Origin of the sequence: Streptomyces sp. DH41 (genome assembly GCF_029813785.1) — a bacterium.
Lineage (GTDB): Bacteria > Actinomycetota > Actinomycetes > Streptomycetales > Streptomycetaceae > Streptomyces.
Genome location: NZ_JARVKY010000008.1, coordinates 94,730 through 118,433 on the forward strand (window position 1 = coordinate 94,730; position 23,704 = coordinate 118,433).

A 23,704-nucleotide genomic window follows, 5' to 3' on the forward strand; every position below is an offset into this window, starting at 1 on the left:
CAGGACAGCCGGGTCAGGCGCGCAGGGCAGGGTCGGTGCGCAGGCGGGCGAAGGCGCAGAACAGGCCGAGGGTTTGCAGGGCGGCGCAGGCGGTGATGACGTGGCACAGCGCGTCGGGCGGGGTGAGCGCGGTGAGCACGCCGGCGAGGGGGAAGGGCAGCAGGAGGATGAGGATGGTGGCCGACAGGGTGCTGCCGAATGCCTCTGGGGGGATCAGGCGGGAGCGCAGGGTGCGCAGGACGACCGCCAAGCCGCCATCGGCTGCCATCAGGACCGCGACCATGACCAGGTAGGACAGGTAGTCGGGGGCCAGGGCGGCTGCGAGACAGGCGAGCGAAGCGATGACGGAGCAGGCGGCTCCCACCGGCCACAGGCCCAGGCGGTCCAATGCGAACCGGCAGACGGTGACGGCCACCAGGGTGGCCGCCGCTGCGGCGGACCACACCAGGCCGACGGCCGTGGTGGACTGCCCGAAGTGCTGGACGACGATCACCGGACCGGCGGCCTGGAGAAGGCCGATAGACAGGTTGGACAGGGTCAGCCCGGCCACCAACCAGCCGAGTGCGGGGAGCGCGCGGATAGTGCGCCACCCGGTGACGAGCCCGGCGCCGGGCCGCCCCTTCGGCGCGCGGGCCGGGGCAACGGGCGAGGGCGGGGTGCGCAGGGCGAGCAGCGCGGCAAGCAGCGAGAACACGGTGACCACCGCGAGCATCGACGGCGGCCCGGCGAGCAGCAGCACGCCGGCGAGCGCCGGTCCGGCCAAGGTCGCCGTCTGGTCGATGCCGAGCAGGGCAGCCTGGACACGGTGAGCCCGCGGTCCCGCTCGGCGGCCGGCGGCGGCACCTGCAGTCTCGACGGAGATGTAGCTGAACTCAGTGAGCACACCGGTCGCCGCCGCCAGCACCATCACCGTCACGCTCGCCGCAGCACCGGACGGGTAGAGGTACAGCAGGACAGCGCCCGTGGCGAGAGCCAGCGCCCGTCCCAGGGAGGCGAGGTGGAAGACCACCGAGGCGCCGCGCCGGTCGACGATCGACCCGGCCCACCCGAACGCAGCCAGGCGCGGGATCCACTCCAGGGCGAAGGCGGCCCCTGTCAGTACAGCGGAGCCAGTCGTGGCCAGAACGAGCAACGGGATGCCGTAGGTGGACATCGCGAACGCCAACGCGTCCGCCGTGCGCGGCAGGTAGATGCTGCTCATCAGCCCGGCCGTGTGGCGTGCGTGCCGAGGTGTGACCGCTGCGCTCACGCGGCCCGCTCGGGCTCGGCCCTGGTCACCTGGGGGTTGCCGGCCAGCCATTGGATCAGGTGCGTGCGGACGCGCGCTAGGTCCGCCTCAGCCTCCGCGCTGATCGGGTGCGCGTCGGGCAGGGGTGCGGGGCGGTCGGCGTTCCCGGGGGTGAGTGAGGGTGCCAGCAGGCCGAGAACGCGCTGGATGCGGCTGCTGAACTCGCAGACGGCGGCGGGGGCCGAGTGACGCCGCGCCCACCGGGCTAGCGCGTCGTACAGATCGGCCAGTTCCATCCCGGAGTCCGTGAGTTCCAGACCGGCGCCGGGCGCGACCCGGACGAGGCCGTGGGCGCGGGCCGTGTCGGATGCACTGCGCAGTTGGTGCGCGGAAAGGTCGGGCAGGGTGCCGGCGAGCCGTCGCGGCGGTATGGCGCCGTTGTCATCGATCTCAGTGACCAGACGGATTACGGAGCGTGAGGCCAGCAGGTCGATGACCTGGCGCGCTTCGGCAGGGGTGAAGGAAGTGCTCATCGGCGCGGGCCTCCCGCCGGGATGGCTGCCGTCGGGCGGCCAGCGGCAGCGTGCGAGAAGAGGTCGCGGTGGTGCCACACCGGGGACGACCCAACCGCCCGAGCAGGTGGAAGCGCCACGGGCGCCGGCCGTGACGGGCTGCTGACCCACGGCCTCGGCGCGCTCTTGGCCTGCGGCTGCCCCCAGACGGGGTGGTGGGCCGCCTGGTCGAGGGGCTGCCCGGCAGACCAGGCGGACAGCGTGCCGAGGACGGGGCCCAGGGCGTCGCCGGCGGCGGACAGCCGGTAGGGCCGGCCGTTTCCCTCGGTATCGGCCAGACCGTCGGCAACGAGCTGGCGCAACGGCGGATAGATGTTGGTCCAGTCGCTGCTGGGCATGACGATCCGGGCCAGAACCCGGCCACTGACCTCCTTACGCGACTTGAGCACCCACAGGATGGCGGCGGCGTGGCGCCGGGTGAGCAGGGTGAGGCTGTCTTCGATCTGCTCGATCGCGGCCAGCGGGCCCTCCGCCTTCTCCAGGTGCTCTTCGGCCCAGGTGACGATCATCGGCAGGATCGGCAGCAGGGCAGTGGCTCGCTCGGTGTGGCCGTAGGTGACGTGCCGTGCGGTGTGTTCGGTGCGCTCGACGAGACCGGCGTCGCACAACGACTTCAACTTGGGGTGGAGCTGGCCGTTCTGCAGCCAGGACACCTTGGCCGCCAGCTCGCTGTAGCGCAGCGGCGGGCCGGAGAGGGCCAGCAGGATCCTCACGTTCCAGCGCGGAGTGATCATGGCGAGGGCCTCGGTGACCCGGGCGATGTCGGCGTCGGCATCGGGGGGCAGAGCGGTGATGGCCAAGGGAGGAACTCCTGGGTGAAAGAAGGGGCGATCGCCTGGGGGTCAGCGCCTGTGCGCCGCGCCCTGCGCCATAAGGGGCGCGGCCGGAGTAGGCGGCGAGGGAGTCGGAGAGGCAGACGTCGGGGCTGGGACGCGGGCCAGGCTCTGCAGGACAGCGGCGACCGATATGGCCTGGGCCTCGCGGACAGCGACGGCTTCGGCGAGCCGGCGGGTGCCGTCGAGAAGGTGGGACACCTCGTGCGGGCCGATCTGCCGCTCGGGGTGGACGAGCCGGGCCAGCTGGTTACGGTGAAAGTCGATGCTGCGCTCGGCCAGGGCAAGGGCGTCGTGCATGCCGAGCAGGGCGGACAGCATGCCGGGGGGCTGGTCCTGCGCGTGGGCTTCGAGGTCGGCGAGCGGTGCGCCGTACAGGTCCTCGATCCGGCCGGCTATGTCGGTGGACGTGAGGTGAGGCAATCGAGGGCTTTCACGGTCGGCGGGCCCGGGCCGCCCCGGCACGCTGGGGTGCCGGGGCGGCAGACGCAGGCAGGGTGGCGGTGGCGCTGAGCTGTGCCGTGCGAGCGGGCCGGGTTTGCTCTGCAGGCGGGGGCATGGTGCGCAGCAGCTCGCCGAGGGCTGCGCGGTAGCCGTCGCGGGCCTCCAGTGCTGCTTCCAGCCACTGCGCGTCGAAGCGAAGCTTGTCCGCCGACAGTTCGCCCATGTCCCGCTCGGGATCCATGTCGGCGTGGACGCGGTCACGGACGCGGACGACCTGCTCCTCAGTGAGCGCCAGGAACGAGCGCAGCTCCAGGGCACGGGCTAGCTCGGGTGAGGCATCGTGGCCGGCAGCAGCCTCGTACAGCTCGGGTACCCGGGTTCCCGAAGACCTTCTGCAGGTCGAGGTCCATGGTGCTGGCCTTGTCCCGGCTCATCGGGCGGACCTTGCCGGCCGCCACGCCGACGCCGGTGCGAGTGTCCCTGCCGGCCGGTTGGGGGCGCTGGTCTGCACCGCCGGGCCGCTTCGGGGCCGGAGGCGGGCCAGGCGCTCTGCGGCGAGGTCCTTCTTTCCCGGGGCGTCCGGGTCGAGGAGCCACCGCACGACCATGGCCCGGCCGTCGCGGGTGGTGACGGCGGCGCTCACCCGGTGGGCGAGGCCCATCGTCGGGTCGTCGACCTTGCTGGGCTGGGTCTCAAGGGCTGCGAGGAGGTCGTCCTCCGCGCGCTCCAGCACGGACTGAGCCTCGACGAGAAGGCCGTGCCACTTGACGACTTCGGTGGCCTCAGGGTTCGCGGTCGGAGCGGCGGCGACCGCGGCCTTCAACTGGTCCATGCCCATGTCGAAGCGGGCCTCGATCCGTTCGGTGAGTACGCCCACGACATCCGCAGGCTCATCGGATATGCCGTCGGTCAAAAGGGGTCTCCTGTTCTGGATGGGCCGGTGCCTGCGGAATGTGAGGGGCGGCTGTACTCGGTGCCCCCGCCGCTGGGCGGGACGTGCTGGATCCGGTCAGTCAGTCCAGACACATGCGGACGTCACGGTAGACGTAGGTGCCGGAGACCCAGCCCTTGACGCCAGTCGTCTTGTCCGTGATGTAGAGCCAGTTGCCGCTCTTCTTGGACACGCTGAACTTGTGGCTCTTGTAGAGCACGCCGAGCGCGGTGGACTTCGAGCTGGCCTTGGACCGGATGGTCACGGCCTTGGCGTGCACCGCGTACGGGAGCGGCGGCAGGTTGTGGCAGCTCACGGCAGGGGTGGCGGTTGCTGCGGTGGGTACGGTCGCGGCGCTGGCGGGCATGGCGGACAGCGCCGGCAGCGCGAGCGCGCCGAGCATCGCCGCGGATATGGCGATTCGGGTGGAGCGCATGCGGAAGAAACCTCCGTGAAGGCACAGGGAATTCGGGGAAGTGGCCGCAGGAGTTGTCCCGGCGGCTGTATAAGAGTCCGGAGAATCGGCGGTTTGGCTAACCGGCGATCGTCGGCTATGTTGCGCCGCCCGCGACTGGAACAGCGCTCAGCGAGAGCGGCCGGGCGGGTGTGGGGCAGGGGCCTTCGCTACACCTGCCGGGCGGCTGGGGGTGGCTGCCGGGCGGACCGGCGGGAGCGGCCCGGCCTTGCCGGTGAGGCGGTCGTCGCACCACTGCAGGGCCTCTCCGGCCGTGTCGAAGCCGCCCTCCCGCAAGGTGTGCGTACACGTCTCGGTATCGACCTCCTCGACCACCACGCGGAACGTGCTGGGGACTTGCTCGTCGTGTGCACGCAGTACCACGACGATGACCATGTCGTCCGGGTCGTCGCTGGTGTAGGAGTAGCCCATGGCGTAGTGGTCGCCGTCGCCGACAAGGCTTCGCTCTAGTGCTCGCGTGGCCTCGTCCGCCGGTGGCGGGCCCAGTTCAGGGTGGAGGCCGATGGCGTCGGGCGGGCAGCCCCGGTGGATGAGCCAGGACTGCGCCATCGCGGGCAGCGGCAGCTGAGCGTGCTCGAAGCTGAACATGCGCTTCTTGTGGTCCCGTTGCAGATGCACGGCGAGCACCTGGGGCATGCCGGGGCGTCCCCAGGTGGCGGTGCGGTCGAACAGCACGTAGTAGCTGTTCGGGCCGTCGTGGTGTTCGGCGAGGGGGACGAGCATGTCCTCGTGGACAGCGACCTTGCGGTAGAAGTCGAGGTACCTCTCCTCGTCGGAGTCGAGGTCGTCCAGCTCGAAGTCGACGTGAGGGATGGTCTTCCGGGCCGGCGCCGGTTCGGTGGGGGACAACAAGAGCCTTTCGGTGGATCGGTGCAGTTCAGCGCCGCTTCGCTGGAGTGGACGGCGGGGCGCCGGGGCGAGCCGGGCTCGTCGGCGCATGCGTTGCCGGAGTCCGGCGGGCGTCCAGCAGTGCGGCTCGTCCGGCGTCGGTGAGGGAGACGGGCTGGCCGGCGTGCACAGGGTGGCGGGTGTCCCGGACGGTGAGGCCGGCGCGTTCCAGCTGCTGCATCTGGGGATAGGGGATACGGGTGCCGGAGGAGGCGGTCACGGACAGTCGGCCTGTCAGCAGGTGTTCGTGGAGCTTGGCACCGCCGGCGATGGCGAGCAGTGCCGCCCGGTCGTCGGTCGAGAGTCGTCCTTTGTCGGGCGTCGATGCTGCGGCGGCGGCCTCGATGGGCTCCAGGGCGGCGAGCACCTCATGGGCGGCGGCGTCGCGCGCGTTGGCGGCTTCCTCCAGCTGGTCCACGGTGCGGTCGATGCGTACGAAGAGGGCACCGTCGACAGGGAACTCACCGCTCGTGAGACGGTTGAGCAGCTTGAGGTAGAAGGCGACGCCGATCTGGGCGTTGGCCAGGGTGCGGTGCCGGTCGACCAGCTGGGTGTGTGGCTCGTCGAGGGCGCCGCGGTCGCGGTAGGTCCACAGGGTGTCGATGTCGTGGCCGGTGACCGCTTCGAGGCGGTGGTCGAGCTGCGTGACCGCACGCCGGGTGGGTGTCGGCGCGGGTTGAGGGGGCATGGGCGGCGCTCCGTGCGTTCAGCGGGTGGGATGGTGCGCGGGGTTGGGTGCGGGACGGGGCAGGCCCGGCAGTGCGGCAGGCGGCGGACCGGGCCGGGGCACGGGAGGACGGGTGGTCAGCTGCGGGGAACGCGAGCGGGCCGCGTGCGTCCGAGCGCTCAGCGGCCGGCGGGTCATCCCCAGGCGGCGGCCGACCTCGTCGTAGACGTCGTTGCCCGCACGCGGCCGTACCGCGACGACGTGGATCTCCTTGGGGTGGGCGGATTCCGCGGGCGCCGGGCGGACGCCGTAGACGACGCGCCAGTCCTTGCGGCGGTCCACGATCAGCTTCCGGAATCCCTCCAGGTCGCCGTCGAGGCGCTGTCCGAAGCGCTGGGCGTTCACGACTTCCTGCAGGTAGGCGAGGGTGAGGTCGCGGATATCGCTGGGGGCCTGGAGGAGATCGGTCAGCGCGCGGGGGTCGAAGCTCAGTCCGAAGGCGGGCTGTCCCGCTCCCGCGGTCATGACGTCGGCTCGCCCGGCTCGGCAGTGCCGGTGCCATCCGCCGTGGCCGCCGTCTCCGTGCGCACGGACGGCGGCGGGCCGGGCAGGAGACGGTGCGCGGGCCGGTCGGGGGAGGTCATGCAGGCCGACAGCGGTCCGCCCGGCGCGCGGATCGCGGCGATGGCGTGGGTGAGGAAGTCCCGGTGCCACACGAACAGGCCGGAGAGCCCGGCTTCGGGGTCCTTGTGCTGCTGGTAGGCGAGCCACAGGGCGTGGAGCCAGGCCACGACGTCGTCGTGTTCCTGCCACTGCAGGCACCAGGGCGCCGCGGTGGTGACCTCCGCCCCGTAGACCGGGAGGAAGAAGTCGTCGACCCAGTCCGAGAGGGCGTCGAGTTCGTCTTCCCGTTCCTCCCCGTCGAGTTCCAGGATCGGGCGGGGCTCCGGCGGAGCGGCGGCCGGAGGCCCGCCGAACCCCGGCATGCCGAACGCGGCGAACGGTGATCCGCTCGGCGCCGGCGCGGATGCGAGGTGGTCGAGCTGCTGAGCCTGTTGCGCCGACTGCTCCATGAGCCGCCGCACGCTCGCCTCGATTCCCTCCAACTGCGGATCCGGAATACGAACCGGCTCCAGCTCCCCATCGTCAGACGGCCTTGCGGATTCAGACATTGAATCAGCCTCCTACGAGACACGGGTTGGGAGAAAGGCGAAGGCGTCCTTGCACGGACCGGGCAGTGAAATTGCACGTCCGCTCCGGCGGTGCTCCGCCGGCGGCTCAGCAGGGAGCCGGTTGCCTTGGCGGCAGGAGAGGACGCGGCTCAGGTGGCGAGAACCACGTCGTCCTTGGTGAGGGTGGCGCGGATCGTCTCGGTGAGCCGGTCCGCCGCGATCGACGCGTAGTGCTCGGTCTTCTCCACGCCGATGAAGTCCCGGCCTTCCAGCAGGGCGGCGACGCCCGTGGAGCCGGAGCCGGCGCAGAAGTCGAGGACCGTGCCGCCTTCGGGGCTGATCTTGACCAGCTCGCGCATCACCTCGACCGGCTTCTGCGTGATGTGCTGGCGCTTGGACCCCGAGGGCTGCGAAGCCGAGTACATACCCGGTAGGTAGACCGGGTTCCGGGAGCCGTCGATCGGCCCCTTGGACGCCCAGACGATGAATTCGCAGTTCTGGGTGAACCGGCCCTTCTGGGGCCTGGCCTGCGGCTTGTGCCAGGCCAGCACACCCCGCCACAGCCACCCGGCCGCCTGGATCGCGTCCGTCGTCGTGGGGAGCTGGCGCCAGTCGGTGAACAGCAGCGCGGTCCCGCCGGTCTTCGTCAGCCGGTGCGCTTCGGTCATGATCTGCGTCAGCCAGAAGTCGTAGGAGCGCTGGTCCATGTTCTCGCCGGTGAAGTCGGCAAGGTCGTTCTTGGAATCGGCGGAGGTGTACTTCTGCTTCGCGGAGCGGGTGGTGCGCTCCTTCGCGGTCCGGCCGCCGCTGTTGTACGGCGGGTCGGTGATGACGGAGTCGACGCAGCCGTCCGGTAGGCCGGAGAGAACGGCCAGAGCGTCGCCCTGGTGCAGGGAAAAAGGCAAAGAGGAACCCCTATTCGGGTGCGGAATCGCGGAGGGAAACACCGCCTCGCACAAGCGTCCTCGCGGGCCGGAACCGGGCATACAGAAGCCCGTGGCCGCAGACCGAGGAGGGCGAGGGGGAGTCAAAAAACTGTAGAGGCGAATCCGCCGACGACCAAGTAACCCTTACCGATGTACCGGTTTCCGGCACCTCACGCCGAGCTTTTTGGTCAACCGCCGATCCGCACCTACTGTTTTTGAACCGCCCGGCGCACACCGCCGCTGGCTACATCCTCGCCACACCTCATGGAGATACCCCTGCCCCGGCACACCTAGCTCACAGCACGGCCGCGCGGAGCGAGCGGCAACTCCCCCGCACCGGCCCGCCTCCGATCGCCCACCCCGGCTGCCGCGCCCTTCCACCACGCCTCGCGCACGCGACACGCCGGACACCACATCCCGAAGGACTCGTTCATGACGTCTGACCACCCATCCATGCCCGAACCCGCTGACCGGCGAGCGGTCCGCTCGGGTTGAAGGCACTCGCCGCCGGCATCGGCGTCGTCTTCCTCTCTCCGATCCTGCTCGCCGGCACCGGCATGATGCTCGCCTCCTCCGCCGAAGCCGTACAGAGCAGCAGCTCCTTCAGCAACTGCCTGACCGACATCGACAGCGACAAGGTCGCCGAGCAGGTCACCAAGATTCTCGACGGCGCGTCCGGCAAGGACGTTGACATTGAGGGCCTGGACCTGCCCGCCGAGCAGGTCCCCAACGCGGCGACGATCGTGGCCGCCGGCCTCTCGCTCGACGTTCCCAAGAAGGGACAGATCATCGCGCTCGCCACGGCGATGCAGGAGAGCCGGCTGCGCAACCTGGGCTACGGGGACCGCGACTCCCTCGGTCTCTTCCAGCAGCGTCCGTCCCAGGGGTGGGGCAGCGCCCAGCAGATCCGCGACCCCACCTACGCGAGCGAGCAGTTCTACAAGCACTTGCTCAAGGTGGACGGCTGGCAGCAGATGACCGTCACCCAGGCCGCCCAAGCCGTGCAGAAGTCCGGCCTGCCGGACGCGTACGCGCAGTGGGAGAACCTGGCCACCGCGCTGCAGGCCGCCATCGTCAAGACCTTCCCCGGCGCCGACGCTGACGCGGATGACCAGGACCCGAACCAGAGCGAGAAGCCGTCGACCAGCACGCCCGGCTGCGCGCCGGGCCAGGACGGTTCCGGCTTCAGCCGCATCCCCGAAGGGAGCGTCCCCAAGGGCTACTCGCTCCCCAAGGACGCCGACCCGAAGGCCCGTAAGGCCATCGAGTGGGCGATGCACCAGCTCGGCACGCTCTACCAGTGGGGCGGATCCTGCACCAACGCGCACGGCCCCGACCCCATGGGCCGCTGCGACTGCTCCAGCCTGATGCAGCAGGCGTACGCTAATGCTGGCATCACGCTCACCCGCACCACGTACACGCAGGTCAACGAGGGCAAGGCGGTCTCGCCCGCTCACCTCAAACCCGGCGACCTGATCTTCAGCCGCGGTACCGCCGCGCGGCCCGAGCACGTGGGCATGTACATGGGCGAGGGCCTCGTGATCGAGGCGCCGCGCACCACCAAGCCGGTCCGGATCACCCCGATCAAGGACTGGGACTTCCTCGCCGCCCGCCGCGTCCTCTGACGCGCCCCGCCCGGCTTCAGCCGGGCGGGCCCGGCGCTGCCGCCATTTCCGCGCCCTTCACTCGCCTCCCCCTCCGCTTTCCCCTTCCCGCTGGCCCTCACCGGGTCCGCGTATGCAAGGAGCCTTGCCACACCTATGTCCGTCCCTCTCGCAGACCGCGTCATTCAGCTCGCCTACGACCCAGGAATTGCGCCCAAGGGCGGTGGCCTGCCAGGTCTGAGCGTGCTGAAGAACGTCGTCAACAGCATCAACATGTTCGGGATCATCGCCGTCGTCGGCGCCCTCGCCGTCTCGCTCGGCGTATGGGCCTGGGGCCACCACACCGGCGGCCACCAGGCCGAGGCCAACGGAAAGAAGGGCGCGGTCGTCGCCGCTGGCGCCGCCCTCGGTCTGGGTGCCGCGAACGGCATCGTGGCCTTCTTCTCCGGCCTGGGATCGCAGGTCCACTGATGCGGAAACGCTTCCCCTCCTCTTCGCTGTCCTCGTACGGCTCGGGCTGGTCGACGAACCAGCGCATCGCGATCGGCGCCACCGTTGTCGCCGTTTTGCTTGCCCTCGCCGGGGTCGTTGCCCTGCTGACCGGCGGTGGCAACGGCCAGCAGACTCCCGATGCCGCGCCACCGGCTCCCACGGGCGGCCCGTCCCACTCCGAGGCTGCTCCCAAGCCTTCCTCCGGGTCCGGGTCGGTGCCCAAGCCGCCGCAGATCGCCGAGCCGGTCGCCTACGCCAAGGCAGCGGCCCAGATGCTCTGGTCCTACGACACCCGCGACACCAGCCGCGACCAGCAACTCGCTGGCATGCGCGCCTGGATGACCACCGAGACCAAGTACGCCGACTGGACCTCGGTCGCAGGCCAGGTCCCCGCCCCCGTGCTGTGGTCACGGATGGCCGACCAGGACCAGCACGCCACCGCCCACATCACCGAAGGCCACTACCCCGGCGCGTTCAAACAGGCGCTGGCCGAGGATCCGTCCGCGATCACCGAGGCGTACATCTACGTCGTCACCGTCAACGGCAAGCAGACCCTCAGCTGGAAGAAGGGCGGCGGCGGAGCCGAGGAACGCGCCGTGACCCTGGCCGTCCAGTGCCGCCCGAACCACGACTGCACCCTGGCCGCCATCGCACCGAGCGTCACGCAGTGACCCGCGCCTGAGACACGAAAGGAGGAGTAACTCCTCGTGGGTTTCTGTGATTTCCCCCTGGCGGACAAACTGTGCGCCGTCGGCGACGCGGTGGACTTCGCCTCGGACCCGGGCAAAGCCATCGGTGACTGGATGGCGAAGTCCGCCGGTGAACTGGCAGCCGCCGCAGCCGACCTGGCCGCCGAAGCCGTCAACACCACCACCAAGGTCGATCTGAACGCCGGGTGGTTCCGCGACAACTACGAGATGCTGTTGCCGCTGGGCCTGGTCCTGCTGGTCGCCACCTTCTGCGCGCAACTGGTCCGGGCCGCCATCAGACGCGACGGGCAAGCCCTTACCCAAGCATTCACGGGCACCGCGTCCGGAGTCCTGTTCGCCTTCTGCGCCATCGCCCTGACCACAGTCGCCATCGAGGTCGTGGACGCCGTCAGCGACGGCCTGTTCAAAGCCGCACACCTGAACATCGAATCGGCCGTGCGCCGCGTGGTGAAGGTCAGCCAAATCGGGGCGCTGTCCGGTCTCGGCTGGCTCGTCCCGGTCGTCACCGGGCTCGGCGCCGCCATCGGCGCCTTCCTCTACTGGTGCGTGATGATGGTCCGCAAGGTCGGCATCCTCGTCATGGTCACCCTCGCGGTCTTCGCCTCCGCCGGCGGCGGCTGGGAAGTCGCCCGGCGCTGGCGCAAGGGCTGGATCGAAGCCACCGCCACCCTCGTCGTCTCCAAGCTCCTGATGACCGTCATCTTCGTCCTCGGTATCGCCGCCATGGGCAAGACCGAAGCCAATGACGGCATCGCCGCGCTCGCCGACGTCATGTCCGGCATCGTGATCATGGTCCTGGTGCTGCTGTGCCCGTACGCCGTCTTCAAATTCGTGCACTGGGCGGCCGACGGCACCGACGGCGAGTCCATCCACCGTGCCGGTGGTGCCGGGGCCCAGATCGCCAAGGCGCACGCCGAGAAGGCCGCCCGCAAGGCCGCCGCAGCCGCGGCCACCGCCGGCACCGGTGGTGCCGCAGCCGGAGCGGGCGCCGCACCGCAGGGTCCCGATGCCGGCGGAGGCTTCCCCGGCGATGTCGCCGCCAACCCGACCGGCGGTGGCGGAGAAGGCAAAGACGGTGCGCAGGGCGGCGGAACGGGAGGCTCACCCGGCGGTGATGCCGTCAAGTCCGGCCTGGAGAAGGCCGTCCAGCCCGCGCCGACCAGCGTGTCCGACGACACCAGCGGCCAGGTGGGAGGCAGCCCCGGACCCGGCGGATCCGGCGCAAATGCCGCGTCCGGCCAGGGCGGCGGATGGCAGACCACTCCGCCGACAACGACACCGCCTCCGCAGGGCGCACCCCCGTCCTCCGGCTCGCAGGACACCGCGTCGAGCGGGTCGGCTCCGCCGCCTCCGACCGGCCTCTGATCCCCCGCCCGACTTTCGGGGACGGGACGTGTACACCACCTCCCGCCCCCGGATTCCACCCGCGCCTCCAGGATCCGCCCCCATGTCTGATCTTTCTGTCACCCCGGTCACGGTGAAGTTTCCTCACCGGAGCCGCCGCGGCATCCTCCTCGGCCTCTCCCTGCCCCAGCTCGTCCTCGTCTCTTGCACACTGGCCCTGCTGTTGATGACGGTGATCTCCACCGGGTTGCTCGGCGCCGTTGCCCTGGCACCGCTGTGGGCGGCATCCGGTGCACTGGTCGCGATCCGCCGGCATGGCCGTTCCCTCATCGACTGGGCGCCGATCGTCACCCGGTACGCGCACCGCCGCCGTACTGGTCAGACCCTCTGGCTCGCCCGACCTGTCACCAGGCCCCGGCAGGACGGCGTCCTGCATCTGCCCGGCACCGCCGCTTCCCTCAAAGTCGTCACCCCCGGCGATTCCGCCAACGGAGCCGCAGCCGTCCACGACCCGCACCAGCAGACCCTGACCGCCATCGCCCGCGTCACCAGCCGTGCCTTCGCCCTCCTCGACCCGGCCACCCAGAACCACAACGTGAGCAGCTGGGGGCGCGCGCTGGCAGGTATCGCCCGCACCGGGCACGTCGCCACCGTGCAGGTGCTGGAGCGCACCGTGCCCGACAGCGGTGACACGCTCACCCGCCACTGGACCCAGAACGGGCAGCCCCAGGCTCCCGTCGCCGGACAGATCTACTCCGAGCTGGTCGCCTCGGCCGGCCCGGCCGCCGCTCCGCACGAGACCTACCTCGCCATCTCCCTCGACCTCAAGGCCGCCCGGCGCCTGATCAACCAGGCCGGCGGAGGGCTGCCCGGGGCGTTCACCGTCATGGAGCAGACCACCGCCTCCATCGCCCAGGCCGCCCGCAACGCCGGCCTGATGGTCACCGGATGGCTGAGCGCGCGGGAGATCGCCGCCGTCATCCGCACCGCCTACGACCCGAAGGCTCTCGCCGCGCTCCAGCAGTGGTCCGAGACCGGCCGCGCTGAGGCCGACCCCGCAGCGGCCGGTCCCGTCGTGCAGTTCGAGGAGTACGACCGCCTCTCCACCGACAGCGCGCGGCATGCGACGTACTGGGTGGAGAATTGGCCGCGGACCGAGATGGGGGCAGGGTTCCTGCACGGGATCATGTTCACGGCCGGCGTGCGCCGCACCCTGTCCCTTGTTTACGTGCCGCAGGGGCTCGAGTCCGCGCTGCGGGACGTCCAGCGCAAGAAGGCCGCGATCATCGCCGACGCCAACGAGCGTGCCCGCCGCGGACAGGTCGACTCCGAAGAGGATTCCCTCGAGTACGCCGACGTCAAGACCCGCGAACGCCAGCTCATCGCCGGGCACGCGGACGTGGCCCTGACCGGCCTGGTCACCGTCACCGCCGAGACCGACGCGCTCCTGGACGCCGCCTGCGCACAGATCGAGACCCACGCCGTCACTTCCGGAGTCGATCTCCGCAGGCTCAACTACCAGCAGCCGGACGCCTTCGCCCTCTCCGCGCTCCCACTCGCCCGCACCGCCCTGTGAACCAGCAGTTCCCGTGCACGCCCTGGCCCACTGCACTCCGGATCACCCGCGACGGGACGCCCGTCGCCGCCCTGCCTACCGGCAGGAAGGACCATCCCCTTTGACCTCTCCCCCGCGCCCCGACGACGCGCACCCCTACCTCCGCGCCGCGAGCGCCGGCGTCCGCCACCACACACGCGCCCTGGCGCCGCCGGACGCAGACCCGCCCCGGCCCGTGGGCCGGGTGCACCTCGACGTACTGCACGCCCACCTCACCTCCCTGCTCCAGCTCCTGGACCGGCTCGCCAACCACACCCGGCCCCCTCACCCGGCCGCCGGACGCCACCTGGCCACCGCCCACACCAGGCTCTGGCAGGCCACCACCGAAGTCCACGCCGCCTTCCACCTGCTGCCCGGCACACCCCAGGCCGACGCCGAGACCAGCGCCTGTCATCCGGAACGGCTCCCCGAGGGCCCGCCCGTGCTCACGATCTGCCAACGCCACCTCGCCGCCGGACACGTCGTCCGCCGCAAGACCACCCCCACCGACCTCCGCCCGCATGCCACGGCCTGCGTGCGATGAGCACCACCCGCAGAATCGAGGGCCCCCGATGAGCCACCGGCCCGCCCGTCGCGCCCGCCGCGCGTCCGCCAGCCCGCTGTTCACCCCCCACGGCACCGACCGCGCCAGCCGCAAGGCCGCCCGCCGCCAGCTCGCCGAGGCCGCCGCCAAAGCTCGCGCCGAAGCCAGCGCCCACCAGAGCGAAAGCACCCGCCCCGAGCAGCAGATGCCCGTCCCGCTCTACCCACCGAGCGGACGCCCCGGTCCCGCCTCCGCCCGCGGGAACCGGCTGAAGCTCCCCGCCCACCGCATGACCACCGCCGTCGCGGCCGGCGCCTATCCCTTCCTCGCCGAAGGCGGACTCGGCGCCGAGGGCATCTACATCGGCCGCGACGTCCACGCCGAGGCGTCATTCGTCTTCGACCCGTTCGCGCTGTACGGCAAGGTCGAGGGGTTCACCAACCCGAACCTGCTGCTCGCCGGCGTGATCGGCCAGGGCAAGAGCGCGCTGGCCAAGTCTTTCGCGCTGCGGTCGGTCGCCTTCGGGTACCGCGTCTACGTCCCGTGTGACCCGAAGGGCGAGTGGACGCCGGTGGCCGAAGCCCTCGGCGGCCGGTCCGTCGCCCTCGGTCCCGGACTGCCCGGACGCCTGAACCCCCTGGACGCAGCCCCGCGCCCGGACAGCGTGGCCGAGGCCGACTGGGTCGGCGAGATCCGCAAGCGGCGCCTGCTCCTGCTCGGCTCCCTGGCCCGGACCGTCCTGGGCCGGGACCTGATGCCCATGGAGCACACCGCCCTGGACGTCGCCCTCGACGCCGTCGTCACCCGCGCCACCGACACACACCGCACCCCGCTCCTCGGCGACATCGCCGCCACCCTCAACAACCCGACCGACCTCGATGAGGCCGCCGGGATGATGTCGGGCCAGCTCGGCGACGCAGCCCGCGACCTGGCCCACGCCATGCGGCGCCTGGTCCACGGCGACCTGGCCGGCATGTTCGACGCCCCCTCCACCGTCGCCTTCGATCCGAATGCGCCGATGCTCACCATCGACCTGTCCCGCCTCGGCGGCTCCGGGGACGACACCGCCCTCGTCCTCGCGATGACCTGCGCGAGCGCCTGGATGGAATCCGCCCTTTCCGACCCCGGCGGCGGCCGGCGCTGGATCGTGTACGACGAGGCATGGCGCCTGATGCGGCACGTCGGCCTGCTCCAGCGCATGCAAGCCCAATGGAAGCTCTCCCGCGGCCTCGGCATCGCCAACCTCATGGTGATCCACCGGCTGTCCGACCTGCTCACCGCTGGCGACGCCGGATCACAGGGGCGCGCCCTGGCCGAGGGCCTCTTGGCGGACTGCTCCACCCGGATCATCTACCGCCAGGAGACCGACCAGCTCCACGCCGCAGCCTCCCTGCTCGGCCTGACCTCCGTCGAGATGGACGCCATCGCCCACCTCAACCGAGGGCGCGGATTGTGGAAAGTCGCAGGTCGGAGCTTCATCGTGCAGCACCTCCTGCACAGCCACGAATTGGCGCTCTTCGATACCGACGCCCGTATGCACTGAGGAGCAAAAGGCCCGTGAAGCCCGATTTCCAACGCGACCTGATACCGCGCGACGACGCGCTCCACCTTATCGGCGCACTCAACGCCATGAAGGACAAACTGCACGACGCCGCCCAGCGGTGGGAGCTGCTCGACGAGAACGGGCACGTTCCGGCCGCGCCGTCCTACACCGCGCTGCTCCAGCACGCCACCGACGCGCAGGACCTCTCCCGCGATGTCCTCCGCCTGGCCGACGCCTTCGCCCGGAGCCCTCACCACACCACCCGGACCGGCCGGACCGTCCTGAAGCAACTCGCCTCGGCGGCAACCATCTCCAGCCACGCAGCCCCGCACTTCATCGAGACCGCGGAGAACGCCCTGGCCCTGCCCCGGACCACCGACCCCACCGACCCCACCGACCCCACCGACCCCACCGACCCCACCGACCGGCACTACCTCACGAATCGCATGGTCATCGACCACGCCTCAGCGCGCGCTTTTCTACGGCGTGCCTCGGAGTCCCTTCGCGACGCAGCCAAGGAACTCGACGACCACCTCGGCGTCCAGCGCTTCCTTGCGCCTCTGACCCGCCGGGAGGGACCGCCGGAGCCTCCGCCGTCCCGGCCTGGCGGTCTCCACCGCTGACCGCACCAGAGCCGTGAACTGTTCGTGTAACAGATCGCCACCCCGGTGCAGTCCGCCCGCCACGACCTGCAGCCCGCACCAGCCCCGAAGGACTCCTGCATCATCCCCCGCGACCCAGACTTCGATCTCTACGACAACGTCGGCCGCGACGCCGACCAGATCCATGCCGCCCGGTACAACCTCGCCACCCGCGGCGACTTGAAGCGGTGGGCACGACGTGACGCACAGCCCTTCCGCGCCGCGTACCCCCTACTCGACCAGCCCTGGCCAGCGCCCGACCTCACCCCGTACCTGGACGCCCTCGCCGCAGCTCAGACCTCGGCGGAGATCGACGCGGTCACCGACCACGTCCTGGACGCCGCCGAACCCGCACTGCGCGCCCTGAGTGACTACCTCGTCGCCGCCGCCCGCTGGAAGCAGGAGAACCGCCACGCGGCCAAGGGATCGCCTTCGCACCTGCTGATGACAGCGGCCAGCCGGGCGCTGTCCGCCCTCGCTCTCGCCGACGAAGCCGGTCTGAACAGGCTGCGCGCCGCCTATGACCCGGCCCCTGCCCCCACAGCGTCGGCCGACGCCTCGCGTGGAGCTACCGCGAGCTTGCCGCCCGCTCCTCCCTCCACCGGCCCCGGGCCTCGCCGTTAGCTCTTCTCCATCGGTCGTGCCCGTGCGCGCCCTGACCCACTGCACTCCGGATCACTCCGACGCCACAGCCGTCGCCGCTCTGCCCGCCGGCAGGAAGGATCACACCCTTTGACCTCTCCCCCGCGCCCCGACGACCCGCACGCCTACCTCCGGGCCGCAAGCGGCGGCAGCCGCAGGAGGAGCCATGGCCGCTGACGAAACGAGAACCCCGGAACCCGGCCAGGTACCGCTCGCGCCGCTGCCCGACCACCGCAACGTGCACACGCCGTGGTGGCAGGAGCTGTGGCGTCGCCACGCACACGTCATCACGCCGCTTCGGGCACGCGGACTGCAGTGCGACATCGAATTCGGCCTCAGCACCTACAACGTGCGCGTCTCGCTCCCCGACGACAGCTACCTGGTCATCAGTCCGCCGCACGACCCGCCCTCCGAGCGACCGCCCGGAGACCCGGAGGGCTGGATCGCCACTCGCGAGCACCCCGACGACCAGATGCTGTTCGAGGTCATCTACGACTCGGCGCCCTCCAACGATCCCAGTGCTCCCCAGCGGTCCGAAGCCCGCCACGGCGGCAGCGCCCAACCTCTGATCGAGGCGATCGACCACCGCCTCGCCCAGCTCGGGCTGCTACCGCACCCCGTCTTGCCCCACGAAAACTCACACGTGCCCCCAGCCCGGGCCCTCCCGCCGGCATCGCCGAAAGCCGCCCCACCGGCCAGGCGCACTCCCTGATTCCTTCCCCCGCGAACCCTTGGAGCCTCCATCCGCACCGCCCGCCGTACCCTGCCGCTGATCACCGGCGCCGCCTGCCTCACCCTGGCCCTCACCGGCTGCTCCGGCGAAGACGGCCCCGCCCAGGCCCGGCAGACGCCCAGCGCCAGCACCGCCCCGAAGCCCGCGCCCGCTCTCAGCACCGCCCAGGCCCGCGACGTCATCACCCGCTATTCCAAGATCAACAACGAGGCCAACGCCGACCGCGACCGGCGCCTCCTCGACACCGTCGAGGACGGACCGCTGTACGCGATGTCCGTCTCGGACTACACCGAGACCGAAGGGCTTCCCGCCAAGGACCGCGAGCCGTATGAGGCGTGGTCCTACGACCTCGCCAGCGCCAAGCTGTACATCCCCCGCCTGGCTTCCGGGCAGGACCGCTGGTTCGCTGCCGCCCTCTCCAGCGAGAAGGGCAAGCCCCCCTCCCGCCTGGCCGTGTTCGCCGAACAGCCCCAGCACAAGCGCTGGGAGATGGTGTCCGTCGTCGACCTGGACAGCCAGAAGCTGCCCGACGTCGCCCTGGACCGCGAGGGATACGCGACGGCCGTCGCCGCCACCGGCAACAAGCAGCTGGCCGCCGACGCCGACCTGCTGCGTACTGCCGTGCTGGACAACTTCACCACCGGAGGCACGAACACCGGAAGCAAGGTGTTCGCGCCGACCAAGGCCAGCAAGCGGCAGGTCAAGGTCAACAGCGATGCCGCAACACGCTTCGGCGACAAGGGCACCAGCGTCTTCGACGGAGCCGACAACCGCTTCACGGACGCCTACGCCCTCAAGACGGCAGACGGCGGCGCGCTGGTCCTCTTCTCCCACACGCACACCCAGACCGACGCCGTCGCGCACTCCGGCCTGCAGATCAACCCCGGCAAGGAAGACCGGGCCTGGCTCCACGACGTGCCCCGCATGTCCATCCGGTACACGTTCGTGTGCAACGACGCCGCCACCGTCCCCGCGAAGGCCGAGCCCACCCGCCTGATCGGCTACGCCTGCGCCCGCACCGACGCCTCCGGCCCCCCGGTCCCCTCCTGGTCACACCGCGCGTAGCTGCACCCGCCCGCCACTTCGACGGCCACCGAGGACATCCCCCGGCCCCCCTGCTCGCTCCGGAGAACTCCCTGTCCACACACTCCTTCATCGCCCGCCCCACCGCCGGCACGGGGTACAGCGGCATCCACGTCCAGCTCGACGGCGTGCCCAGCAACCACCTCCCGCTCCTCCTGGCCGCCTACCAGTACAAGTTCGGACGCGACATCGAGGCCATGGCCCAGCACCTCATCGACGACATCGCCGTCGGCTGGGACGAACTCGGCACCGATCTCCTCGACGGCGCCCCGCCCACGCTCGTGGCCGCGCTGACCGGCGGCGAACACTGGCCCAGCCGGACCCTCGATCACCTGATCACTCCGGACGGCTCGCCCCCGGTGCGCATGACGGTCACCGCCACAACCGCCGGCGAACTGGGCATGCCGTGGGGCTACATCCTGCATCCGCAGGGCATCGAAGTGATCAGCATGGCTCACACAGGCACGGGCCCCCTCGTGGCCTGGGACACCGACCCCAGCACCCCCTTCAGCGACCACCCGGCGCACTGGCCCGCCATCACCACACGCCGGTCGCCCAACACCTCCGCGCACCGCGCGCCCGCCGCTGCCCGCTGCCGGTGCAGCGCCGACCGGGCCCCGCACGGCTGCCCGCCGCTGACCCTCACCGCTCTCACTGCCGGAGACTTCCCTGCCCGCTCCCCTGATTACGGTCGTCATCGCCACCCGCCTGCGCGACGACCGCCTCGACTACCTGACCGCCATGCACGCCAGCCTCACCCGGCAGTCCGTGCCGTGGGAGGCCGTGATCGCGCTCGACGGCGCCTCGCCGGACCGCCTGCCGGCCCCGCTCGCGCAGGATCCCCGGGTCCGCACGCTGGCCCTGCCCCGGCCGGTCGGCGCTGCCTGTGCCCGCAACCTCGCTCTCACCCACGTCCGTACCCGCTACGTCAACTGGGCGGATGACGATGACGAGTTCGCGGACGACGCGATGACCGTGCGGCTAGACATCCTGGAGTCGACCGGCGTCGGCTGGTGCGCCGGCTGGAGCCAGGACCAGCATCCCGACGGCTCGACCACCCTCTGGCGCTGCCCCACGCCGCCCGGCCGGCACCAGGCCGGGGAGGTGTGGACGTACTGGAAGTCGCCTGCGGACACCATCCCCATCGGGCCGACCACGATCCTCGCTCGCACCGACCTCGTGCGCGCCGCCCCCATGGGCGGCCTCGTCCAGGGCGAGGACTACTGCGCGGCCCTCGGCGTGACCTCGCTGGCGCCCGGGATCCTGCTTCCGGTGCCGGTGTACAGATACCGCAAGCACCCTGGGCAGATGACGGCCCAGGACGGATACGACCAGCTGGAGGCGGCGGCCCGGGAGCACGCCTGGGCGTACGGGCGCAGCCTGCGCGCCGTCGTGCACGGTGGCGAGGACCTAGGTTCCGCGATCTCGCAAGCAATTCCGCGTGATCACGAGCACCGTTCGAGCAATTCCGCGTGATCATGGGCAGCGGAGCTTTCAGTAGTTGCCACTTGTCGCCTCCCTGCGAAGCACCGCGCTGGTTCCTGATACCCAACGCGCCGCTCCGCACCCCTCAGCCTCGGCGTCCCCTGGACGTTCAATGCGAACCGTCGCCTGGCGGAGGAGGCCGACTGGCTCGAAGAACCAGAGGCCCGTGGTCCGCTACGCGGTGGGAAGAGTCCTGAATCAGCCGTTGCGGCCGATCGCCCTATGGATCCAGCCCGCGTAGGCGGGCGCGCTGGTATAGAGCCCCGAGCCCTCGCTGCAGCGCACGCCGGGGGCGCCGGGGCCCGAGGTGACGCCGATGAGTTCCCAGTGGCCCTTCCGGTCCCGCTGGAGCTGGGGGCCGCCCGAGTCACCGTTGCAGGCCATGGCCTTGGGTACCTGGCTGATCGTGCACAGGCGGGTGTTGTCCGCGTAGCCCGGTGCGCACTCGGAGACCGCACCCCTGCGCGTGTCGAGTTCCTGGAGCCGGTCAGGGAAGACCCACTGGGTGGGGTCGGGTGCGTCGTCGATGGTGCCGAAGCCCAGGAGCCGGGTCGGGGTGCCGGGCCGCCCCGGCTGGTCGGCGATGCGGATCGGCTTCTCGCCGACCGGGCGGCTCAGGCGGATCAGAGCGACGTCGTCGCGGTTGGGGCCCGTGCCCTCGCCGTTCTTGTAGCCCGGGTGGGACACCGTCTTTGCGACGGACCGGACCGTGCCCCCGGAGTTCTTCCACTCACTGCCGATCCGGACGGTGCCGTCCAGGGTGACAAGCGCCGGGTCCACACAGTGGGCAGCTGTGAGCACCCACTGCGAGTCGATCAGCGATCCCCCGCAGACACCCTTGAACGTAGGGTCGTCCACCCCCGTCACCGGGATCGACACCATGGACGGGTAACGCTGCGTGGAATCCTTCCCGTTGACGATGGCTTCGGCGCTGCCGGTCATCATGGCGGCGCACGCGACTCCGGCCAGGGCGACCGCAGAGGTGCGCGCCACCGTGCGGCGCGAGGACTTCAGGCTGAACACTGGTTCTCCGATCGGACGAGCAAGTGCGACGTGCTCAGCCTCCGCGATCAAGAGGAACTGATCCATCAGGTCAGCGGGCCTGTCCGAGGTCCGGCCAGCGGGCCCTGCGGGGGTGGGGAGAACCCCCGGACGGCAAGTTCCGCATCCGTTCGCCGCAACGACCCCTCCCATCAAGGAAAGTCCGTGAGGGACGGAGCCGCATGCCGAAGCCCTGCTCGACGACCTCGTCCACGGTGGTGCTGTGGCGGAGCAGGAGCGCCGAGCACGCGCGTGGCCGGCCATCGAGACCTGGCTCACCGACGGCGACGCGTTCTTCCGCCAGGCCCGCCTGAGCGCACCCCACCGCCGCCCGGCCCTCCCCGTCACAGCACCAGCCCGCCCCCTCGCCGCCGCCCGGCCCGCGTACCGCAGCCACTGACCGTGCCACCCCGACAACATCTGGAGACTTCCGCCCCCTTGCAACCCGGCACCCACTTCTCCTTCGGCGACCACAAGAAACACGGCTTCGTCGCCTCCTTCACCCCCACCCTCCCCAGCCACCTCGCCCACTGGTTCCTGGAGCGCGAGCAGTTCGAGCCCGTTCCCGGTGAACCCGGGCTGTACCGCCTCAGCGATCCCGAGCGCGACGGAGTCCGACGCACCCGCCAGGCCGTCCACGACCTGCGCCGCCACGGCTACACGGTGCAGGCCGACATCCGCCTCAACTCGGCCCTCTCCACCGGCCCGCCGCGCCCCGTCCGGCCCCACGGACTCCAGGAGCGCCGCAGCAGGCTCGCCCAGGCCGCCGCCGGCCGAACGACGCAGCGCTCCACCACGCCCACCACCTCCCCACCGTCGGCCCGGCCGATCCCGCCGAAGCCCACCTACGCTCCCACCGTCCACCTGACGGCCGCAGCCAGCGGGCGGTCCCGATGACCCACAGCAGCAGCCCGGCCCCCGACAGCCCGTTGCCGACAGCGTCCGCACTGGCCAGCAAGGCACGCGACTTCCGGCTGCGGATGGCCGTCGTCGACTGCGAGACCGATGCCGCCCTCGACATGACACGCGACCGCCACGGCCGCACCGTCCACGCAGACGCCGCCGCAGCCGCACGAGCCCACCGTGACAAGGCGGCGCTGGAGGCGTACACCACCCACCTCGCCCCGCACGCCGAGGCTCTCCTCGATGCCGCCCGACTCGCGCTCGACGAGTTGCCGCCCGCCCGGCACCTGACCGGGTGGCGGGCCGTCCTGGACGGCCTGGCATCGTCCGCCGCCGAGATCCGCCGGGCCCTCGACCGGCCGGCCGCGCCCGGCTCTCCAGCCGAACGTGCTCAGCACGCGGCTCTGTGGCCGCATCTCACTGCCTGGGCGGACCACAGCCCGATCGCCAGCAACCTCGCCGACCAGCGCGAGGGCCAGCACCACCAGGCTCCGCTGACCGACGAGGAACAGCAGCTGTGGACCGACAGGGCCCGGGCCGCGCAGACGCGTGGCGCGCTGGAGCTGACCGAGTCGTGGTATGCCGCCGACGGACAGCCGATCACCCTCGCTTATCTGGTCGAGGACGACGACTCCACAGTGGTCGCGCTGCGCGGCGACCCGGGCGTACCGGGCTGGCAGGTGATCGGGCATTTCGCCCACGAGTACGAGGCGGGCAAGTCCCTGCCCGCTCCGGTCCCGCCCGGCGTGCTGCGCTCGGACATCTCCCGGTTCAACCGCCCGGCACCGGCCCCGGAGCTGTCCCTGCAGGACCTCATCCGCGACGTCGTCGAAGGCCACAGTGCCGGAGACGCATCGAACGCTCTCCTGGGAGCCGTCCAGCGCGGCTACGCCGCCGGCCCGATGGTCCGCCTGCAGGAACTTCTGGAGACGAGCAGCCAGTTCGCCAGCGCCCTGGAGACCGTGCAGGGCCGTCAGATCGCCGCCCGCCTCTCCGCGCTGGGCCAGATCGAGTTCCTCACCCGCGAAGTCGAAGAGGCAGCCGAGGACCTTGGTGCGACCGTCGCCGTCCTGCCCCCGCACCGCACCCCCGTGCTGCGCACCCGCCCGCGCCCGGCCGTGGACACCACACCGCCCGCGCCGCCGCCCCGCGCCAACATGACCGCCCGCCACCGATAGGAGATCCGCTTTGCCCGAGGCACCAGCAGAG

Annotated in this window: 27 protein-coding genes and 1 pseudogene; 15 read left to right on the top strand and 13 right to left on the bottom strand. The window is 71.2% G+C overall.

Going from position 1 to position 23,704, the window contains the following annotated elements:
• Positions 1-13: 13 nt before the first annotated feature.
• The 12 genes and pseudogenes from QC283_RS15510 to QC283_RS15565 all read right to left on the bottom strand — a co-directional run bounded on the left by QC283_RS15510 (position 14) and on the right by QC283_RS15565 (position 8,115).
• Positions 14-1,201 (bottom strand): MFS transporter, encoded by a 1,188-nt coding sequence (locus QC283_RS15510; protein WP_443032606.1) that lies wholly within the window; start codon positions 1,199-1,201, stop codon positions 14-16.
• A gap of 44 nt (positions 1,202-1,245) precedes the next feature.
• The gene (locus tag QC283_RS15515; protein ID WP_279562093.1) at positions 1,246-1,761 is read right to left on the bottom strand and encodes a regulator; all 516 of its coding nucleotides are present in this window, start codon (positions 1,759-1,761) and stop codon (positions 1,246-1,248) included.
• Positions 1,758-2,600 (bottom strand): winged helix-turn-helix transcriptional regulator, encoded by an 843-nt coding sequence (locus QC283_RS15520; protein ID WP_279562094.1) that lies wholly within the window; start codon positions 2,598-2,600, stop codon positions 1,758-1,760. The genes QC283_RS15515 and QC283_RS15520 overlap by 4 nt, the downstream gene beginning before the upstream one ends.
• 42 nt (positions 2,601-2,642) lie before the next feature.
• Positions 2,643-3,056, bottom strand: a complete 414-nt coding sequence (locus QC283_RS15525; protein WP_279562095.1) for a hypothetical protein — start codon at positions 3,054-3,056, stop codon at positions 2,643-2,645.
• Between the two features lie 10 nt (positions 3,057-3,066).
• Positions 3,067-3,511: pseudogene (locus tag QC283_RS15530) on the bottom strand (hypothetical protein).
• Positions 3,508-3,990 carry a hypothetical protein gene (locus QC283_RS15535; protein WP_279562096.1) on the bottom strand — a complete coding sequence of 161 codons (483 nt, stop codon included), beginning with the start codon at positions 3,988-3,990 and terminating at the stop codon, positions 3,508-3,510. Before QC283_RS15535 ends, QC283_RS15530 begins: the two are co-directional and overlap by 4 nt.
• A gap of 100 nt (positions 3,991-4,090) precedes the next feature.
• Complete coding sequence (locus tag QC283_RS15540; RefSeq protein ID WP_279562097.1) at positions 4,091-4,444, bottom strand: SH3 domain-containing protein; 354 nt, start codon at positions 4,442-4,444, stop codon at positions 4,091-4,093.
• A 147-nt stretch (positions 4,445-4,591) separates the two neighbouring features.
• Positions 4,592-5,335: a hypothetical protein gene (locus QC283_RS15545; RefSeq protein WP_279562098.1), complete on the bottom strand. Its 744-nt coding sequence runs from the start codon at positions 5,333-5,335 to the stop codon at positions 4,592-4,594.
• Positions 5,336-5,360: 25 nt separating this feature from the next.
• Positions 5,361-6,059: a hypothetical protein gene (locus QC283_RS15550; RefSeq protein WP_279562099.1), complete on the bottom strand. Its 699-nt coding sequence runs from the start codon at positions 6,057-6,059 to the stop codon at positions 5,361-5,363.
• 18 nt (positions 6,060-6,077) lie between these two features.
• Positions 6,078-6,563 carry a hypothetical protein gene (locus tag QC283_RS15555; protein ID WP_279562100.1) on the bottom strand — a complete coding sequence of 162 codons (486 nt, stop codon included), beginning with the start codon at positions 6,561-6,563 and terminating at the stop codon, positions 6,078-6,080.
• Positions 6,560-7,111: a DUF4913 domain-containing protein gene (locus QC283_RS15560; protein ID WP_161231090.1), complete on the bottom strand. Its 552-nt coding sequence runs from the start codon at positions 7,109-7,111 to the stop codon at positions 6,560-6,562. Before QC283_RS15560 ends, QC283_RS15555 begins: the two co-directional genes overlap by 4 nt.
• Positions 7,112-7,359: 248 nt before the next feature.
• On the bottom strand, positions 7,360-8,115 hold the full coding sequence (locus QC283_RS15565; RefSeq protein WP_279562101.1) for a DNA-methyltransferase: 756 nt from the start codon (positions 8,113-8,115) through the stop codon (positions 7,360-7,362).
• Positions 8,116-8,627: 512 nt separating this feature from the next.
• Here QC283_RS15565 and QC283_RS15570 point away from each other — a divergent pair.
• From QC283_RS15570 to QC283_RS15630, 12 genes are all read left to right on the top strand, one after another.
• On the top strand, positions 8,628-9,761 hold the full coding sequence (locus QC283_RS15570) for a C40 family peptidase (protein ID WP_279562102.1): 1,134 nt from the start codon (positions 8,628-8,630) through the stop codon (positions 9,759-9,761).
• A gap of 135 nt (positions 9,762-9,896) precedes the next feature.
• On the top strand, positions 9,897-10,211 hold the full coding sequence (locus tag QC283_RS15575) for a DUF6112 family protein (RefSeq protein ID WP_112438329.1): 315 nt from the start codon (positions 9,897-9,899) through the stop codon (positions 10,209-10,211).
• Positions 10,211-10,903 (top strand): hypothetical protein, encoded by a 693-nt coding sequence (locus tag QC283_RS15580; RefSeq protein WP_279562103.1) that lies wholly within the window; start codon positions 10,211-10,213, stop codon positions 10,901-10,903. Before QC283_RS15575 ends, QC283_RS15580 begins: the two co-directional genes overlap by 1 nt.
• 36 nt (positions 10,904-10,939) lie before the next feature.
• Positions 10,940-12,307: an SCO6881 family protein gene (locus QC283_RS15585; RefSeq protein WP_279562104.1), complete on the top strand. Its 1,368-nt coding sequence runs from the start codon at positions 10,940-10,942 to the stop codon at positions 12,305-12,307.
• Between the two features lie 82 nt (positions 12,308-12,389).
• Entirely contained in the window at positions 12,390-13,862 is a 1,473-nt protein-coding gene (locus tag QC283_RS15590; protein ID WP_279562105.1) for an SCO6880 family protein, read from the top strand.
• A 100-nt stretch (positions 13,863-13,962) separates the two neighbouring features.
• Positions 13,963-14,424, top strand: a complete 462-nt coding sequence (locus QC283_RS15595; protein WP_279562106.1) for a DUF6238 family protein — start codon at positions 13,963-13,965, stop codon at positions 14,422-14,424.
• A gap of 28 nt (positions 14,425-14,452) precedes the next feature.
• The gene (locus tag QC283_RS15600) at positions 14,453-15,967 is read left to right on the top strand and encodes a VirB4 family type IV secretion system protein (protein ID WP_279562107.1); all 1,515 of its coding nucleotides are present in this window, start codon (positions 14,453-14,455) and stop codon (positions 15,965-15,967) included.
• Between the two features lie 14 nt (positions 15,968-15,981).
• Positions 15,982-16,590: a hypothetical protein gene (locus tag QC283_RS15605; protein WP_279562108.1), complete on the top strand. Its 609-nt coding sequence runs from the start codon at positions 15,982-15,984 to the stop codon at positions 16,588-16,590.
• A gap of 45 nt (positions 16,591-16,635) precedes the next feature.
• Positions 16,636-17,232, top strand: a complete 597-nt coding sequence (locus QC283_RS15610) for a hypothetical protein (protein WP_279562109.1) — start codon at positions 16,636-16,638, stop codon at positions 17,230-17,232.
• Positions 17,233-17,416: 184 nt separating this feature from the next.
• On the top strand, positions 17,417-17,962 hold the full coding sequence (locus QC283_RS15615) for a hypothetical protein (protein WP_279562110.1): 546 nt from the start codon (positions 17,417-17,419) through the stop codon (positions 17,960-17,962).
• Positions 17,963-18,253: 291 nt separating this feature from the next.
• On the top strand, positions 18,254-19,048 hold the full coding sequence (locus tag QC283_RS15620; RefSeq protein WP_279562111.1) for a hypothetical protein: 795 nt from the start codon (positions 18,254-18,256) through the stop codon (positions 19,046-19,048).
• Positions 19,049-19,747: 699 nt separating this feature from the next.
• Positions 19,748-20,542, top strand: coding sequence for a glycosyltransferase family 2 protein (locus QC283_RS15630; protein WP_279562267.1), 795 nt, complete (start codon positions 19,748-19,750; stop codon positions 20,540-20,542).
• 207 nt (positions 20,543-20,749) lie between these two features.
• Here QC283_RS15630 and QC283_RS15635 read toward each other — a convergent pair whose 3' ends face one another.
• Entirely contained in the window at positions 20,750-21,574 is an 825-nt protein-coding gene (locus QC283_RS15635; RefSeq protein ID WP_279562112.1) for a S1 family peptidase, read from the bottom strand.
• A 241-nt stretch (positions 21,575-21,815) separates the two neighbouring features.
• Between QC283_RS15635 and QC283_RS15640 the strand changes: the two genes are divergently transcribed.
• The 3 genes from QC283_RS15640 to QC283_RS15650 are packed head-to-tail and all read left to right on the top strand — an operon-like array spanning position 21,816 to position 23,673.
• Complete coding sequence (locus tag QC283_RS15640; RefSeq protein WP_279562113.1) at positions 21,816-21,992, top strand: hypothetical protein; 177 nt, start codon at positions 21,816-21,818, stop codon at positions 21,990-21,992.
• Between the two features lie 38 nt (positions 21,993-22,030).
• Positions 22,031-22,489, top strand: a complete 459-nt coding sequence (locus tag QC283_RS15645) for a hypothetical protein (RefSeq protein ID WP_279562114.1) — start codon at positions 22,031-22,033, stop codon at positions 22,487-22,489.
• Positions 22,486-23,673, top strand: a complete 1,188-nt coding sequence (locus QC283_RS15650) for a hypothetical protein (protein ID WP_279562115.1) — start codon at positions 22,486-22,488, stop codon at positions 23,671-23,673. Before QC283_RS15645 ends, QC283_RS15650 begins: the two co-directional genes overlap by 4 nt.
• Positions 23,674-23,704 lie beyond the last annotated feature (31 nt).